This window comes from Pseudidiomarina indica (assembly GCF_900104245.1).
GTDB classification, from domain to species: Bacteria; Pseudomonadota; Gammaproteobacteria; order Enterobacterales; family Alteromonadaceae; genus Pseudidiomarina; species Pseudidiomarina indica.
The window spans coordinates 76,856-92,986 of sequence record NZ_FMXN01000007.1 but is presented as its reverse complement, the minus strand read 5'-3'; the positions used below and the strand labels follow the sequence as shown (position 1 = coordinate 92,986).

At 50.0% G+C, this 16,131-nt stretch carries 15 protein-coding genes and 1 other RNA gene; 6 read left to right on the top strand and 10 right to left on the bottom strand.

Annotated features, from left to right (window positions below):
- Nucleotides 1-135: 135 nt before the first annotated feature.
- On the top strand, nt 136-993 hold the full coding sequence (locus BLP64_RS07205) for a LysR family transcriptional regulator (RefSeq protein WP_092593183.1): 858 nt from the start codon (nt 136-138) through the stop codon (nt 991-993).
- Nucleotides 994-995: 2 nt separating this feature from the next.
- Here the strand turns inward: BLP64_RS07205 and BLP64_RS07200 are convergent, their stop codons facing one another.
- From BLP64_RS07200 to BLP64_RS07185, 4 genes are read right to left on the bottom strand one after another with little or no spacing between them, the layout of a single operon-like run.
- Nucleotides 996-2,156: an FAD-dependent oxidoreductase gene (locus tag BLP64_RS07200; protein WP_092593181.1), complete on the bottom strand. Its 1,161-nt coding sequence runs from the start codon at nt 2,154-2,156 to the stop codon at nt 996-998.
- Nucleotides 2,153-3,331, bottom strand: coding sequence for a 2-octaprenyl-6-methoxyphenyl hydroxylase (ubiH, locus tag BLP64_RS07195; protein WP_092593179.1), 1,179 nt, complete (start codon nt 3,329-3,331; stop codon nt 2,153-2,155). The genes BLP64_RS07200 and ubiH overlap by 4 nt, the downstream gene beginning before the upstream one ends.
- A complete protein-coding gene (gene pepP, locus BLP64_RS07190; RefSeq protein WP_092593177.1) occupies nt 3,316-4,632 on the bottom strand; it encodes a Xaa-Pro aminopeptidase in 1,317 nt (438 codons plus the stop codon). The genes ubiH and pepP overlap by 16 nt, the downstream gene beginning before the upstream one ends.
- A gap of 31 nt (nt 4,633-4,663) precedes the next feature.
- Nucleotides 4,664-5,251, bottom strand: a complete 588-nt coding sequence (locus BLP64_RS07185; protein ID WP_092593175.1) for a UPF0149 family protein — start codon at nt 5,249-5,251, stop codon at nt 4,664-4,666.
- A gap of 137 nt (nt 5,252-5,388) precedes the next feature.
- Between BLP64_RS07185 and BLP64_RS07180 the strand changes: the two genes are divergently transcribed.
- Both BLP64_RS07180 and ssrS read left to right on the top strand, forming a co-directional pair.
- On the top strand, nt 5,389-5,694 hold the full coding sequence (locus BLP64_RS07180) for a cell division protein ZapA (RefSeq protein WP_092593173.1): 306 nt from the start codon (nt 5,389-5,391) through the stop codon (nt 5,692-5,694).
- A gap of 12 nt (nt 5,695-5,706) precedes the next feature.
- A non-coding RNA gene (ssrS, locus tag BLP64_RS07175) (6S RNA) lies at nt 5,707-5,891 on the top strand.
- 4 nt (nt 5,892-5,895) lie between these two features.
- Here ssrS and BLP64_RS07170 read toward each other — a convergent pair.
- Entirely contained in the window at nt 5,896-7,464 is a 1,569-nt protein-coding gene (locus tag BLP64_RS07170; RefSeq protein WP_092593171.1) for an amidohydrolase family protein, read from the bottom strand.
- A gap of 61 nt (nt 7,465-7,525) precedes the next feature.
- On the opposite strand from BLP64_RS07170, the gene BLP64_RS07165 reads away from it, so the two are divergent.
- Nucleotides 7,526-8,110 (top strand): 5-formyltetrahydrofolate cyclo-ligase, encoded by a 585-nt coding sequence (locus BLP64_RS07165; RefSeq protein WP_199286052.1) that lies wholly within the window; start codon nt 7,526-7,528, stop codon nt 8,108-8,110.
- Between the two features lie 46 nt (nt 8,111-8,156).
- Nucleotides 8,157-8,825: a ribose-5-phosphate isomerase RpiA gene (gene rpiA / locus BLP64_RS07160; protein ID WP_092593167.1), complete on the top strand. Its 669-nt coding sequence runs from the start codon at nt 8,157-8,159 to the stop codon at nt 8,823-8,825.
- Nucleotides 8,826-8,898: 73 nt separating this feature from the next.
- On the opposite strand, the gene phoU is transcribed toward rpiA, so the two are convergent.
- From phoU to asnA, 5 genes are all read right to left on the bottom strand, one after another.
- The gene (gene phoU / locus BLP64_RS07155; RefSeq protein ID WP_092593165.1) at nt 8,899-9,615 is read right to left on the bottom strand and encodes a phosphate signaling complex protein PhoU; all 717 of its coding nucleotides are present in this window, start codon (nt 9,613-9,615) and stop codon (nt 8,899-8,901) included.
- 12 nt (nt 9,616-9,627) lie between these two features.
- Nucleotides 9,628-10,446 carry a phosphate ABC transporter ATP-binding protein PstB gene (gene pstB / locus BLP64_RS07150; protein WP_092593163.1) on the bottom strand — a complete coding sequence of 273 codons (819 nt, stop codon included), beginning with the start codon at nt 10,444-10,446 and terminating at the stop codon, nt 9,628-9,630.
- 45 nt (nt 10,447-10,491) lie between these two features.
- Nucleotides 10,492-12,150 (bottom strand): phosphate ABC transporter permease PstA, encoded by a 1,659-nt coding sequence (gene pstA, locus BLP64_RS07145; RefSeq protein ID WP_092593161.1) that lies wholly within the window; start codon nt 12,148-12,150, stop codon nt 10,492-10,494.
- Between the two features lie 14 nt (nt 12,151-12,164).
- On the bottom strand, nt 12,165-14,405 hold the full coding sequence (locus tag BLP64_RS07140) for an ABC transporter permease subunit (RefSeq protein ID WP_092593159.1): 2,241 nt from the start codon (nt 14,403-14,405) through the stop codon (nt 12,165-12,167).
- Nucleotides 14,406-14,513: 108 nt separating this feature from the next.
- Complete coding sequence (asnA, locus tag BLP64_RS07135; RefSeq protein ID WP_092593157.1) at nt 14,514-15,494, bottom strand: aspartate--ammonia ligase; 981 nt, start codon at nt 15,492-15,494, stop codon at nt 14,514-14,516.
- Between the two features lie 175 nt (nt 15,495-15,669).
- On the opposite strand from asnA, the gene asnC reads away from it, so the two are divergent.
- Nucleotides 15,670-16,119: a transcriptional regulator AsnC gene (gene asnC / locus BLP64_RS07130; RefSeq protein WP_092593155.1), complete on the top strand. Its 450-nt coding sequence runs from the start codon at nt 15,670-15,672 to the stop codon at nt 16,117-16,119.
- Nucleotides 16,120-16,131 lie beyond the last annotated feature (12 nt).

The window sequence follows — 16,131 nt, the reverse complement described above, 5'->3', positions numbered from 1 at the left end:
CATCGATAAACCCATTCTTAAATTATAGTGGTCATCGATACTTGCAACAAATGAATAATACTTATATGTTTATAAAAATTGCAAATAATACGCTACTATATATTTATCAACGCAATATCACATTCGAGCCATGTCATGCAGCATCTTCCTCTTGAATCCGTACGCGCCTTTATCAGCGTGTATGAACTGCAAAGTTATACGGCAGCAGCGCAACAACTGAACCGCTCGCAACCGGCCATTAGTCTCCAGGTCAAACGCCTGGAAGAGTTACTCGAAACCCAGTTACTCACGCGCAATCGCGGGCGGATTATGCTCACCCCGACCGGGACAGAGTTACTAGAGCAGGCGCGTTCGTTACTTGCATTAAATGACCATATTTTTGCGCGCTTTACTGAACCTGCCGTATCCGGGCAAGTCCGGTTAGGTATTCCCAGCGAGTTTGCCAGTAAAGTCCTGCCACAAGTGCTCGGCCAATTTGCCCATGCATATCCGAACGTCTCGTTATCAGTGACCTCGGCCTTAAGTAAAGACTTACTCCAAGACGAACAAGCGCACTTTGACCTGGTGATTGCATTAAAAGAGCCCGACAAACCGTTAACACGTCCAGGGCTGGTGGTCTTAAAAAAAGAGCCATTAGTTTGGGTGGCCCGAGAAACGGACACGGTCACGCCAGCGGAAGCCCTGCCATTAGTCGCCGCCCCTGACGGCTGCATCTATCGACGGCGCGCACTCAATACGCTCCGCCACGCAAATATTGCGGCCCGCATTAGTTATACCAATGCTGACTTTACGGGGCTGGCTGCCGCGATAGAAAGTGGTCTAGGAGTTACCGTATTAGCCCACAGCACAGTGCCCGATCGACTGATTCGTATTCAACGGTACGGACACACCCTGCTCCCAGAGCTCGGTGACGTCAGTGTGGTCATGTGGCGTGCGGATGGCACCAACCCGTCAGCACGCCAGCTGGCTCAGTTTATTCAAGAACGAATTTAGTTCTAGTGACCCAGTGCGGTTTGAATAAGAAAGCGTTTTAACGGGCGAATATGATGCCCCGCTTTCAGGCCGAGCCCGCGAATTAATTTAAGCGCTGGATGACTGCCTGAAAAACCGCGTTTAAACCCTTCCATCGCTGCGATCATGGTGACCGCAGCGGCCTTGCGTTGCCGTTCCCAAGCGCGCAATGAGCGTGGTGAAACACCTTGCTCAAACACCTGCAACAAGTCGATCACATCGCCAAATCCTAAATTGGCCCCTTGCCCTGCTAATGGATGGATCGCATGAGCCGCATCTCCGATAACAAGTAAGCGATCACTTACCCAGCGCTGGGCATATTGCATTTTTAGCGGGAACGCAGCACGTGCAGACACCAATTCAAGGCGCCCTAAACACTGATCACTCGAAGCCTGTAGTTGGTGCATGAAGGCAGTATCCGGCAACGCCAGTAATTGCTCTGCCGCTGGCTGATCGGCTGACCAAACTAGTCCCACTAAATGCGGATCTCCCAACGGCAACCACGCCACTGGCCCGGTGGGTAAAAAGACTTGGCGGGCGACCCCTTGATGCGGTAATTCAGTACGCAGCACTGCGACAATGCCTGATTGTTCATAACTCCAAAAGGTCAGGGGTAACTTTTCCCGCTCGCGGGTTGGGGACGCCGCACCATCGGCCGCAATCACATAATCAACTGTCATTTGCCGTTGTGATGCTAGGGTTAATACCATTTGCTCCTGTTGCCGTTGGTGCTGGATAACCTCTTCGCCTGCCAACAATTGGACCCCAACCGCAAGCGCATGCTGCCAGAGCACATGTTCTAACACTTTGTTTTCTACAATGGCCCCTAAATCGTCCACCGCCACTTCGGCGGCATGAAACTCAATCGCACCAAAGCTATCGGTATCCCATACTTGCATGCCCGTGTAAGGGCCAAGCCGTTCCTGAGGTAATTGTTGCCAAACACCAAGCTGATTCAATAAGGCTCGACTGTGATGCGCCAATGCGCTCACCCGTAGTTCTGGCTCGTCGCCAAATTGAGGTGCTGCTCCACGTTCAATCAAATACACGTGGTGCCCTTGTTGGCGAAGGCCTACGGCGGCACTGAGCCCAATCATTCCACCGCCAATCACGGCGATGACCTGACGTTTATTGGTTTGCTTCATGCGTCTTGAAATCCCATGGTTTGTCGTGCAAAACGATGGCGCAATGGATAACACCAATCCAGCCCCATCAACGCCAAGTTCCGCCCCATCACAAGAGGCGCATAGTGATTGGAAAAACCACGAACTAAACTATCCGTGAGGCCAATAATATGCTGATAATCCTGCTGGCGCTGGCGTTGATAATTTCCAAGATACTGATAACGTCCTGGATCATCGGCGGGGACGAGCATTTCGCTCAAGGCAATGGCGTCACGAACCCCTAAGTTAAACCCCTGCCCCGCAATGGGATGCAAAGTATGCGAGGCATTGCCAATAATCACGCGGCGATGACTGATGTGACGTTCGGCTAAGTGTAGCTGCAACGGGTACTGAACCCGCTCCGTGGTCGCTAAAAATGCCCCCGCTCGATAGCCAAACGCCGTTTGGCAGGCTGCTAAAAACTTTGCATCAGTGAAGCTCATCACTTGCTGAGCTACGTCCGGGGTTAAACTCCAGACCAAACTGGCTTGTTGGTTTGGCAGCGGTAATAAGGCTAGCGGGCCGGATTCTGTAAACCGCTCGTACGCCCAGCCATTTAAGTCCTCAGATAAACTCAACGTCGCGATAATGCCAAACTGTTTATAATCGGTCACCTGTACCGGTATGCCGGCATCCTGCCGTACTTGCGAGCGTTGCCCGTCAGCACCGATCAACAGTTGCGCTGTGCAATGCTGGGCTTGCTCACCTTGTTGGTAGCTAACGTCAATCAATGCTTCATGAGGTGTCGCCGCAGTGAACCGAGCTCCTCCACACCAATGGATATTGGGTTCGGCTAAACAAGCTTGATAGAGAGCCTCGTTCAGGGTTGCGGCAGCAATCACTTCACCCATTGCTGGTACACCATGCTGATGGGCATGCAAACGAGTCATCCCTAGGTGGCCGCGATCACTCACGTGAATGTGCTCGATGGCACACCCATGCGGGGCAATCGGCTCCCATACACCCAAGTTACGCAACACCTGCACCGTCGCCGCCGCCAGCGCCAAGGTGCGTTTATCCTGAGCAGGCCCAGCCGCACTGGGCTCCAACACCAAAATCGGCCAATCTCGCCGTTGCCGTGCGATAAGCAATGCGGTCAAGGCGCCGACCAGGCCGCCACCAGCTATCACGATGGGATAATTTACGGTGCCATCCATTGTTCAATCTCAGCGACTGTTTTAGGGGCATCAGAGGTCATATTCTCGTACCCTGATGCGGTAATGATCACATTATCCTCAATACGAATGCCCATTCCATGCCATTGGGAATCAACCCCCGGCATGCCATGCGGAATATAGACTCCCGGCTCAATGGTAAGCACCATGCCAGGTTCAAAAGTACGATTCTTCCCTGCTGAACTATAGGTGCCAACATCATGAACATCCAACCCGAGCCAATGCCCCAATCCATGAATCATGAATGGCCGATACGCTTGTGTGGCTTGCAGCTCGGCTAAGGAGCCTTGCAAAATTCCGAGCTCGTAGAGCCCTTCCGTGAGTTGGGCGCCAGCGGCCGATAATGCTGCGGCCAAATCGCTGCCGGGCCGCAACGTTTGTAGGGCTGCTTCTTGTGCGGCCAATACCACGTTATAAAGGTCGCGTTGCGGCGGGGTAAAACGGCCGTTTACTGGGAAAGTTCGCGTAATATCACCCGCATACCCTAAGTATTCAGCCCCGGCATCAATCAACAACAAATCACCGTCCTGCAGCTGAGCATTGTTATCCGTGTAGTGCAAAATACAGGCATTTTCACCGGCCCCGCAAATGGTATTGTACGCTGGTGATAACGCGCCATGCATAGCAAATTCATGATGGATTTCTGCTGCCACTTGGTATTCATACCGCAGGGGCTGTGCAAAGCGCATTGCGCGCTGATGACCTAATACACTGATTGCTGCTGCCTTGCGCATCACCGCAAGCTCTTGCTCGCTCTTAATCATGCGCATATCGGCCAACCAAGGTTGTAAATCAAGCCATCCTTGCGGGGCTTGTAACCCGCGCTTCGGTGCTTGGCGCAATTCTGCTGCTGCGCCCAAGAGCTGTTGGGTCAAGCGTTCGTTTTGGTGATCATGATAAACCCGCTCGACCCCGTCTAGCAGGCGCAGTAAGTGTTGCGATACATCCTCAATAGATGCGCAATAATCCACCCCAAGCTCAGCCACGGCACGCTCGGTACCGAGTCGACGCCCCTGCCACACCTCGGCTTGGGGATCATTCGGTTGACAAAACAATTGCACCGGATGGTCTGCATGAGGTACCAACACTAACAAAGCATTGGGCTCATTGAAGCCGGTCAAATAATAAAAATCACTGTCTTGGCGGAAAGGAAATTCCGTATCACGACTACGCGTTTGTAACTGCGCGCTAGCAAGCACGGCGATGGCTTTCGTTCCAGTTGCGGCAAGGCGCTTTAACAGTTGCTCACGGCGTTGCTGAAACTCACTTAAAGGAATGAGCATGTTCTTCACCACGTTATATCGATGTCAGAGATTAATGAAGCGTACGATTCGTGTCTCGCGGGGAATCCCCGCGGAGTCCGAGCTCGTTAAAGCATAGCAGAGCCGACATCCGTAAATACTCGACTACCTCAAAGTAAGCACGCTCGGCTTCGTCGTCCTCATCAACCATAAAATCTAACTTGGCAATTTCAACAAAATCATCAATCACTTCGCGAACATCACTGGAAAGCTCGGTCAGGTGCGTTTGGTTCACTCCAAACCCTACCAAAAATGATTGCACCCAATGAATGAGCGCATTTAAACGTTCGGCTAAAGACTCATGGTCTTTGGGCAACAGGATGTTAAAGCTCAGGTCGGTATCCTGCAGGTCAGTCATAACCAACTCGGCCAAACGTTGCAATAAATCACGCGACTGAGGTTTGAATGATTCGCCCTCATGAATTAAGTCACTCAGCAATACCAGCCATTCAGGCTGATGGATTTGTGCCCCACCCGCAATCATTCCGGTCATGATGCCGTGAACTTCTGCAGCCGAGGGAAGAATATCTTGCTGCTCCAATAATTCGGAAAGGTGCTCATAGTTGAGCAGTTGGGCTCGATCGCCCCCTTGTTCTGACATAATCTCTTACTCTCTCGTTTCAGTCCTGTCATCCTAACATCGCAAAGCTTCTCAGGCTAGCTGACAAACGCCGCCGTTCGGTGCATAATAGTCGTAAATAAGATCGATTAAATTCGTATTATTGTAGAGGATTCGGCATGACTCAACGCGCCATGGATATTCGTTTGATGGAACGTCATTACAAGGTTAATTGTCCAGCCGGGCAAGAAGTCGCCTTGCAGCACGCTGCCGACCGATTGAATGCGAAACTAGAAACGATTCGGAATAACACCAAGTTATCGAATCCAGAGCAAATTGCTGTCATGGCCGGATTAAACTTGTGTCATGAATTTGCGCAACATGAGCAGCGTTTACAACAACGCATCGCAGATCTCGAAGAAAAACTAAAAATTCTGCAAGAAACGCTCGAGCAAGTCATGGCAGAGCAGCGACCAAGACGTTAAACTAGTTACTATGACTACCTGGGATGTTCGCCAGCAAGCCGATGTCCCTGAGCCGATGCTAGTAATCTAGGGGTTCACTGCGTGACCATTGTGCAAGCTCGACCAGTATCGAGAAGCCTTAAGTCACGCTTATTGCGCCCCGCCTTGAACCAGTGGGTTCAAGGGCCAAGGCACCGCAGCGGCATTCTGGGTAGTCACCCCTTATTGTGATTCACGCGCCGCTTTTTCCGCCGCAACAATCCGCCGCACATCAGCAAGCAACTCTTGCGCATCATAAATGATGCCGTCTTTTATGGTATACCGAATACCCTCGGTACGAATCGGCTCGTTGTTTTCATTTAAACGATAATGGCCAGTTCCATACAGCACTTTAAAATTCGCTAGCGGATTTTCTTTCACGATAATCAGGTCGGCCTTTTTCCCCGGCACGATACTTCCAATCTCATCGGCTAATCCGAGTGCTTCAGCACCATTTAAGGTCGCACTTTGAATCACTTCCAAAGCGTTAAACCCTGCTTCACGCAGCAACTCCAATTCACGGATAAAGCCGAAGCCGTAAATTTTATAGATATATCCTGCATCCGACCCGGTGGTCACACGGCCACCATGATTCTTAAAATCATTGAGGAAGGTCATCCACAGCTGATAATTTTTACGCCATGCCACTTCTTCATCGGTGGTCCAGTCAAACCAATACGAGCCATGGGCATAGCGACTGGGGGTAAAAAAGTCCCACAACTGAGGCAAGGTGTATTCATCGTGCCAAACTGCGCGCCGTTCACGCATGAGATCGCGGCTGGCTTCGTAAATGGTTAAGGTTGGATTAATGGTAAAATCGAGCGCGATTAATTCATCACGTACTGCCTGCCACTTTTCACTGCCAGGAGCAGCCGCTTGCTGCCACAGCTTGCCGGCTTCACTAAACCGGTCTTGCTCGTTGTTGTAATTGTAATGAGGCGGATAATCTTGAATGGTGCGGTCAGTAAATAGTGCTTCTGGTAAGCCATACCAGTGCTCCATGCTGTCCAACCCTAAGCGCGCGGAATCAAGCACGTTAGTGCGCATCACGTTTAATTGCGCATGGTGCATCATAGTCCCTAGCTGCTGTTGCTGCGCTTCATCGAGGGCCGCCGCCATTACTTTCGGGGTGGCGCCAAAAAACTTAATCCCCGCAGCGCCTTGTTGTTTCACCTGACGCACCCAGTCTCGGGCTTGTTCCCCATTAAAAATAGGGTTTTCGGCTCCCATACCAAAACCGACATAAGGAATAATTCGGGGCGACACTATGGCATTGTCTTGGGCTTGTAATTGATGCCAGCGAGTCCATTCGAGCCCATTGAAACTGCCCGGCTCGCGCACTGTCGTAATCCCATGTGCCAGCCACAACTTCAACACATACTCTGCTGGAATATCCTTCGCAGACCCCCCAATATGCCCATGCATATCGACGAAGCCAGGCAAGACATAATGACCACTGGCATCGATTTCTTTATCACCGTGCTCGGCGTGCGGACGCTGAGCTTCCCGAATGGCAACGCCTGGATAGCCCACGCTCACCACATTCACGATACGATCTTGCTCAATCACGATATCAACCGGTCCTCGTGCCGGCGCGCCTTCCCCATTAATTAAGGTGGCTCCGCGGATGATCAAACGTGGGAAAGGTCCTTCGCCTTGGTCGCCTCGTGGCGGAGCTTTGGGTGGAGCGGCAAGTGCCGTCGACATGCTGATAAGAAGGAGGGTTAACAACTGCGTGAGTTGGCGTATCATAAAGGCACTCTCTATTATCTAATTATTATTATCGGTCGTGTTTCAAAAGGATAACAGCGCCGTGAGCCAACAGCAATTACGCCAACAGTATTTCAACGCACGAGCCAGTCAAACCAACGCTCAACGACAACTCGCCGCGCAGCAAGTGAGTGAGCACCTGCTCGCACTGCCTGAACTGCAGGTTCCTCGCACCATTGCCAGTTACTACAGCGTGAAGGCGGAACTGCCAACTGCCGTGCTGAACGAACAACTGCAACATCACGGTCATCAAATATCGTTACCGGTGTTGCATCCATTTCGACGCGGCCATTTGCTCTTTCTTAAACTCCATTCCCAGACCCGCTGGAACACCAATCAATTCGGCATTCCTGAACCCCAGCTGAACGTGCAAGAGGTGGTGCCCATCCAGCAATTAGAGATTATCTTAGTCCCGCTGGTTGCCTTTGATGCGCAAGGCAACCGCTTGGGAATGGGCGGTGGGTATTACGATCGCACCTTGCAGCATTGGTATCAAGGCCGACATCAGCTGTTGCCGATCGGCTTGGCTTATGACCAACAATTCATTGACCACTTACCCACGCAACCCTGGGATATTCCATTAGCGATGGTCATTACCCCATCGAAAGTATGGGATTTTCGTCAGTGACTGGGTATACTTTAGCGCCATGTTCCCCCCAACCATGGAAATTAGCATGTCCCGCACCCAAGATGAGCTGAAACGCCAAGCTGCTGAAGCTGCCTTAGATTTCATTGAGCCCAACACCATTATTGGCGTCGGCACAGGTTCCACTGTGAACTATTTTATCGATGCTCTCGCCACACGTAAGCACGACATCGAAGGGGCCGTTTCCAGTTCGGAAGCGTCAACCGCACGGCTCAAAGCCCATGGCATTGAGGTATTAGAGCTCAACCATGTGGCGGACTTACCTGTCTATATTGATGGTGCAGATGAAATTGATGCGCACTTGCGCATGGTAAAAGGCGGGGGCGGCGCATTGACGCGCGAGAAAATCATTGCCGCGGTCGCTGATAAGTTCATTTGTATTGTCGATAACAGCAAAGTGGTGGGACGGCTGGGAGCATTCCCAATTCCGGTCGAAGTCATTCCCATGGCTCGCTCTTACGTTGCACGAGAAATCGTGAAATTAGGGGGCGACCCGGTGTGGCGCCAAGGCATTACCACCGATAATGGGAATGTGATCTTAGATGTGCACAACTTTGATATTGTTGATCCGGTCCAGCTCGAACAACAATTGAATGGGATTGTCGGGGTCGTCACCAACGGCTTGTTCGCCAAACGTGGTGCTGATATCGCTCTGATTGCTGGTAGCAACGGCATCGAAAAAGTGACCTTGACCTAAGCTTGGCTTAACCCACCTAGTCCCTGTTGAACACCCGCCTCAACTTCTCTTCGAGGCGGGTCTTTCCATGAAATTACTGTTGCCCTGTTAACGCCTGGCGTAATGCATCAGAAGACACATGCCGTACGTCTTTGCCTTTCACAAAGAAAATAATGTATTCAGCAATGTTCTGGCAACGGTCACCAATACGTTCTAATGAACGGGCGGACCATAACACATTCATGACTTTCGGAATGCCGCGCGGATCTTCCATCATATAAGTCATCAACTGGCGAGTTAAAGCCTCATACTGCCGATCTGCCAGGGCATCCATTTGGTGCACCTCAACCGCCGCATCGAGATCCATGCGAGCGAATGCATCCAATACTTTTTGGAGCATGGCCAAGACTTGCTGCCCTAAATTCTCTAGGCTGACCAAGAAATCCTGCTGGTCGTTGCTGAAACTTTCTAGCGCCACCCGACCAATTCGCTCAACTTCATCCCCCATCCGTTCTAAGTCAGAAATGGTTTTGAAAATGGCGATGATTAAACGCAGGTCACTGGCCGCCGGTTGGCGCTTAGCAATGATTTGCACACAGCTTTCATCAATTTGCATTTCCAACTTATTAATCGCCGCATCACGCTGCAAAATTTGCTCAGCTAAGTCATGATCAGAGGTTTCAATGGCACGCAAGGAATCACGTAACTGCTGTTCCACCAGTCCGCCCATGTTGAGCACTTGGTTACGAACCGCTTCCAGCTCATCATTAAACTTACCGGAAATATGCCGGCTCATATTCAGTTTATCCATATCCGACTCCTATTAACCATAACGACCGGTAATGTAATCTTCCGTTTGCTTTTGTGCGGGCGTCGTAAACAGCGTGTTAGTATCTGCATACTCAATGAGCTTGCCCATATACATAAACGCAGTTTGGTCCGACACACGCGCAGCCTGTTGCATGTTATGCGTCACAATAACGACGGTGAATTGTTTCTTCAACTCGGTAATGAGTTCTTCAATCGTTAGTGTCGAAATGGGGTCCAAGGCCGAGGTTGGTTCGTCCAACAAGAGCACTTCTGGCTCAATAGCAATGGCTCGGGCAATCACCAACCGCTGTTGTTGCCCGCCCGACAAACCAAATGCCGATTCATTTAACCGATCTTTGACTTCATCCCATAAGGCTGCGCCTTTCAGTGAGCGCTCAACCACCTCATCCAGCGTGCGGCGATCGTTGACACCTTGTAAGCGCATGCCATACACCACGTTTTCATAGATGGATTTAGGAAACGGATTAGGACGCTGGAACACCATCCCTACCTGACGTCGCAACGCTGCCACATCAACATCTTTGTCATAAATGTTTTTTCCATGCAATAAAATCTCACCCGATACGCGACAGATTTCAACTAAATCGTTCATGCGGTTAATGCAACGCAGCAACGTTGACTTACCACACCCTGACGGGCCGATAAACGCGGTGACCTGATTCTTGGGAATCATCATCGAAATGTCGTACAACGCTTGCGCGTCCCCGTAATGCAAATTTAAATGACGAATCGACAACGCCGTCTGTTCTGCCGTTAAATTTGCCAAGTCTAAATTCTCGGTATGACTGCTAGTTGGAGTGACCGAAATCATATGTATCAACCTTTTGCACTAATCAAATTGTTTTCCGTTGCTCGCTTAACTTTCCAGAGAGCGGTATTTTTCACGTAAATGGTTACGGACCCCAATGGCAGTTAAGTTCAAGCCGACAATGACTGTCACCAACAGTAATGACGTGGCATAAACGAGCGGCCGTGCTGCTTCCACATTGGGGCTTTGGAAACCAACATCATAAATATGGAAGCCTAAATGCATAAACTTTCTATCCAGGTGGAAGTAAGGGAAGTTACCATCCACAGGTAGCATTGGGGCTGACTTCACCACCCCAACCAACATCAGCGGCGCGACCTCACCTGCCGCACGTGCGACAGCAAGAATCAACCCGGTCATAATCGCTGGCGATGCCATCGGCAGAATAATGCGCCACAAGGTTTCAGCCTTCGTTGCCCCCAGCGCTAAACTTCCTTCACGCAAGCTACTCGGAATGCGTGACAAGCCTTCTTCGGTGGAAACAATCACCACCGGTAAGGTTAAAATTGCTAGGGTAATGGCAGACCACATCACCCCAGGCGTTCCAAACGTTGGGCTAGGTAACGCTTCCGGGTAGAAGATTTGGTCGAGACTGCCGCCCACCATGTATACGAAGAAACCTAAGCCAAATACCCCATAAACAATGGAAGGCACCCCAGCTAAGTTAATCACCGCAATCCGAATCAACCGAGTAATGGTGTTTTTACCCGCATATTCATGCAGATATACAGCAGCAATAACACCGAAAGGAGTCACAATCACCGACATCAATAGCACCATAAACACGGTACCAAAGATGGCTGGGAACACCCCACCTTCGGTGTTGGCTTCGCGCGGATCTTCTGTCACGAACTTACCGACTTGACCGAAAAAGTGCCCCAGCTTACTGAACACGCCCATATCATTTGGATAAGCGACATCCAGCACCCGATACATCGGAATTTCGACATCGATTCCCCGCATATCACGAACCACCACACTATCGCGATTGGCTTCTTCGCGATAGGTGAATAGGACTTTTTCAAGTTCCTGATATTGTTGTTGCAGAGCGGTTTCTTCTGCTTGAATCCGTTGTTCTTCCGCAGGCGTCAATTGTTCTTCTAAGCCCAACGAACGACGTTCCAACCGCAAACGATTCAGTTGATAGTTAATGGCGCCAATATCGCCTTGTTGCAGATCGGCAGCTTGCTCACTCAGTTGAACCGCTCGTTCGATTCGTTCTGCGAGCACGTCCCGAATGGAGTGATCTGCGGTCACTACTGACTGCCCATTTTCAAGCACATCAACAATGTAACCATAAAAGTTACCGTCTTTCGCACGTTCCAATACTGCAAGATCTTTAGGAGTATCCTGACGGACCACCTGCGGCGCCAGCACCCACATAAAATCCAAGGGCACCAACTCGCGGTTACCAACTTTCAGCAGCCAGCGCTCTAACATCTCATCGCCATCGCCCGCAATCGCCAGACCGGACTCTTGAAGACGCTCATAGGAGACCTCTTCGCGATCATAAATTTCACCGATGATGACTTGTGTGGAGCCATCTTGCGCCGTTACTTCCAGTTCATAAATTGCTGCGGGCCAGAAGTAAGACAATCCCCGCCAAGCAATGAGAGCAAGCAACCCTAATACTGCGATAAGGCTGACACTGACTGCGCCAGCAGTGAGCCAAATATAGGGTTTTCCTGATTTAAACCAATGATTCATGGCTATCCCCACACTTACATTGAACTATATTTATCACGCAACCGTTGGCGCACAAGTTCGGCCAGCGTGTTAAACGCAAAGGTAAAAATAAACAACACAAAGGCTGCCAAGAACAGGATTCGGTAGTGAGAGCTGCCTACTTCTGATTCCGGCATTTCAATCGCGATGTTGGCTGACAACGTCCGCATCCCTTCAAAAATGTTCCAATCCAGAATTGGCGTATTCCCGGTCGCCATCAACACGATCATGGTTTCCCCAACGGCACGCCCTAGCCCCATCATGACCGCAGAGAAAATTCCTGGGCTGGCCGTCAGCAGCACAACTTTGGTCAGGGTTTGCCAGGTGGTCGCTCCCAATGCAAGTGAGCCTTGTGAAAGGTGCTTTGGAACACTGAAAATCGCGTCTTCTGCAATAGAGAAAATGGTCGGAATCACGGCAAAGCCCATGGCAATGCCCACCACCAACGAATTCCGTTGGTCAAACGTGATCCCCAATTCGTTGGTGATGTACTCTCGCACGTTACCACCAAAGAAGGTCTGCTCCACCCAAGGGGACAACTCAAATGATAACCACCCCACAACGACAACAATGGGGACAAGAATCACTGCGGCACGGCCATCGGTGCATCGATTCCGCCATTCTTTGGGCAACACGCTGGTGAGCGCTGCCACCACAATAATTGATGTGGGTACCAAAATGAGAGTCGCAACAAAGCCAGGCAGATATTGCTCGATAATGGGCGCTAACCATAAGCCGGCTAAAAAGCCGAGAATCACCGTGGGTAAGGCTTCCATGATCTCGACCGTAGGCTTCACCACTTTCCGCGCCCGCGGCGACATGAAATAGGCGGTATAGACCGCGGCAGCCAGACCAATTGGTACGGCAAAAATCATGGCATAAGCAGCTGCCTTAATGGTCCCGAACGAAATAGGAACCAAACTAAACTTAGGTTCAAAGGCATCGGAGCCGGACGTCGATTGCCACACGTATTGCGGTTCTGGATACCCTTCGTACCAAACTTCTTGCCATAAGCCGCTCCACGTCACTTCTGGATGTTCGTTATGTAGCTCAAAGGTATGCAACTGGTTATTTGATTCAATAAGGACGGTATTCGCACGCGGATCAATCACCAAATGCTCAGCGTGGAGTTGCCCTACTTTTTCGAAATACAAATCAGCCTCTGACGTGGTGTGGAACACCCCGACTTCACCTGTTGCCGAAATCGTGTAGAACGTGCGTCGATAGAACTCGCTAACAATGCTTTCAATCGCACTTTGCCCAGCTTGGAATTGGCGAATGTATTTATACTGACGACCATTTTCGGTCGCCACTTCGAACCATTGGGTGATCCTGCCATTATCATGACCAATCATGATCGAGCTTGCTCCCGCTAACAGCGACATGCTTGTGATAGGCCCGAACTGACGGCGATCAACCGTTAAGGTTTGTTGCTCTGTCACAGTTCCTGTTCGTGATACAGAAAAAATTGATAGGCGGTTGCCTTGGCGCACAATCACTTGCCGCAAATCCGGTGTGACCAAAAGATCATCCACGCTGCCTTGCAACGGTAATTCAGTAAACTTAGGCTTTAACTCGGTGGTCCCTGTCAGAAAACTACGGCTGGCTTGCAGTAAGTTGACAATCACTCGCTGATCGTCGGTGACCGCAGCAAATAGCTGCGAATTGCCCTGATACTCATAGGCGAGTTTCACCAGCGTCCGTTGCTGAGGATCGATTGCGATAACAGGGTGCTCTGCTGGATCGATATAAGGGGTGGTATAACGAACTCCATGTTCAAAGCGAGAGCGGAACTTAGGTTCCACCACCTGCACAGCACCTTCAGCCAAGGCATAAGCATAACGTTTATTTTGTGGTTGAGTGGCTGTGAACGCTGTAGGCTGTGATGCGACTTGCTGCTGCAATAAGACATCACCGGGTTGCCAGGAGGTTCCAATTCGTTCTTTTAACGCGAAAAATGTCAGCTCACCGGTATCATCAAATCGAAAACCAATTTCTGACTGCTCTTCCATTCCTAACGCGACAGTTTGTCCTGAGCCTGCCAGTGCAAAATTATGCATGGGGTCAATACTAACGCTTCGGAAAATTGGTGCTACTACATAGAGTAAATAGAAGAAAATCAGTAACAGAGCGATCAGTACCAGACCGCCGCCGAAGGTGATTCCCCAACGAGCGACTTTATCTTTGACTAAACGTACATTACTGGCTTCCAACTGTGCTCGCTGTGATGCCGCCATGGCTGCCCCTTGATACTAATAGTTAGGTCATAGTTTTTACTAACTATAGTATATTCAGGAACTATGACAGTATTGTTACAGGGGTGTCATATTTCTGACATCAAGGTGTCATGCAACCTCAACGGCAGCAGGCCGCTTGACCTTCATTTCTGTACTGATTTCCGGTGCTTGTGTTGCCGCAATATCCACGAGGTTGAGTAACCACATAATCACTCGGGACTGGCCAATTCCTCCGCCAATACAGGCAGGCAGCATGCCTTGTAACAGCTGCTGGTGCCAGGGTTGTTGCAGATCACTGAGTCGCTTACAGCACGTCAGTTGATGGATTAAAGCTTCGGCATCAACCCGAATTCCCATGGAGGATAGCTCCAAGGCATCGGCTAACCCTGCATGCCAAACCAGTAAATCACCGTTGAGCCCCTGCAGCGGTGCATCGCCACTGCTCCAGTCATCGTAATCTGCCGCACGCTGATCGTGGGTTGTGCCATCCGCTAATGGTGCACCGATACCGATAATAAATACCGCTCGATGTAATTTTGTGAATTCATACTCACGCTGTTTGGGAGTTAATTGGGGGTACATTTGTCGTAACTGTTCGGCATGAATAAAAACCACTTCAGAGGCAGGAGCCACGCCAGCTTCCGCTTGTCCAAACTCCGCATAAAGTTGTAACAGACTGGCATAAATAGTAGACACCGTTTGCTTCAGTTTCGTCAGGGTACGGTCAGTTGGAGCGATAACTTGTTCCCAATCCCACTGCTCAACAAGAATGCTATGGCGACCAGTTAACTCAGGTTCATGGGCACGGATCGCTTTCATTTGAGTGACGATCCCGGTACCTGTCGGGCAGCCAAAATAGCTCAGTGCAGAGCGCTTCCATTTCGCCAATGAATGAACAATTTCGTAATTTTGTTGCTTGGCAGGAACATGCACCAACACCCCAGGTTCATGACCACTCAGCGTATCCTGTAACCCTGAATGTTGCGGCACGAATAACGGTGCCTGAATTTCAGTTAAGTTTAACGCGTCACTCAGTAGCTCAGTATAACGTTGCTTAATGTGAGCAACCCGTTGTTGTTGCCGTAGCATGATTATCTCCTAAATCCATCTGCCAACCCTATCAATATCAATACTATCTACCAATTAAAACCAATGAATCAACACCATCAGGCAAACTTACTCATAAGGAATATATTTAATCTTTATATATTGGCTTTCATTAGATATTATTTAAAACAAGATCAATTAACCGGAGGTAAAGTAGATGATCGACAATTTAGATAAATTGATCATTTCCACGTTGCAGGATAATGCTCGAGTTTCTTACGCCGAGATGGCTAAATCCTTTGGCGTGAGCCCTGCAACCATTCATGTGCGGGTTGAAAAACTACGACAGGCGGGCATTATTACCGGCACTCATATTCGGGTGGATGCTCGTAAGCTGGGATATGACGTCTGCTGCTTTATTGGGATTAATTTGGCACGGGCTGGGGACTACCCAAATGCCTTAGCCAAACTACAAGCCCTGCCCGAAGTCATTGAGGCTCATTACACCACGGGCAAATACAGCATCTTCGTGAAAGTGATGGTGCCGTCCATCGACGACTTACAACAGCTCCTTATTCATAAAATTCAATCCATTGCTGAAGTACAGGCCACCGAAACCCTGATTTCGCTACAGCAACCGATTCAACGCCCAGTTCCCGTCCAATAAAAAACCCCGCTG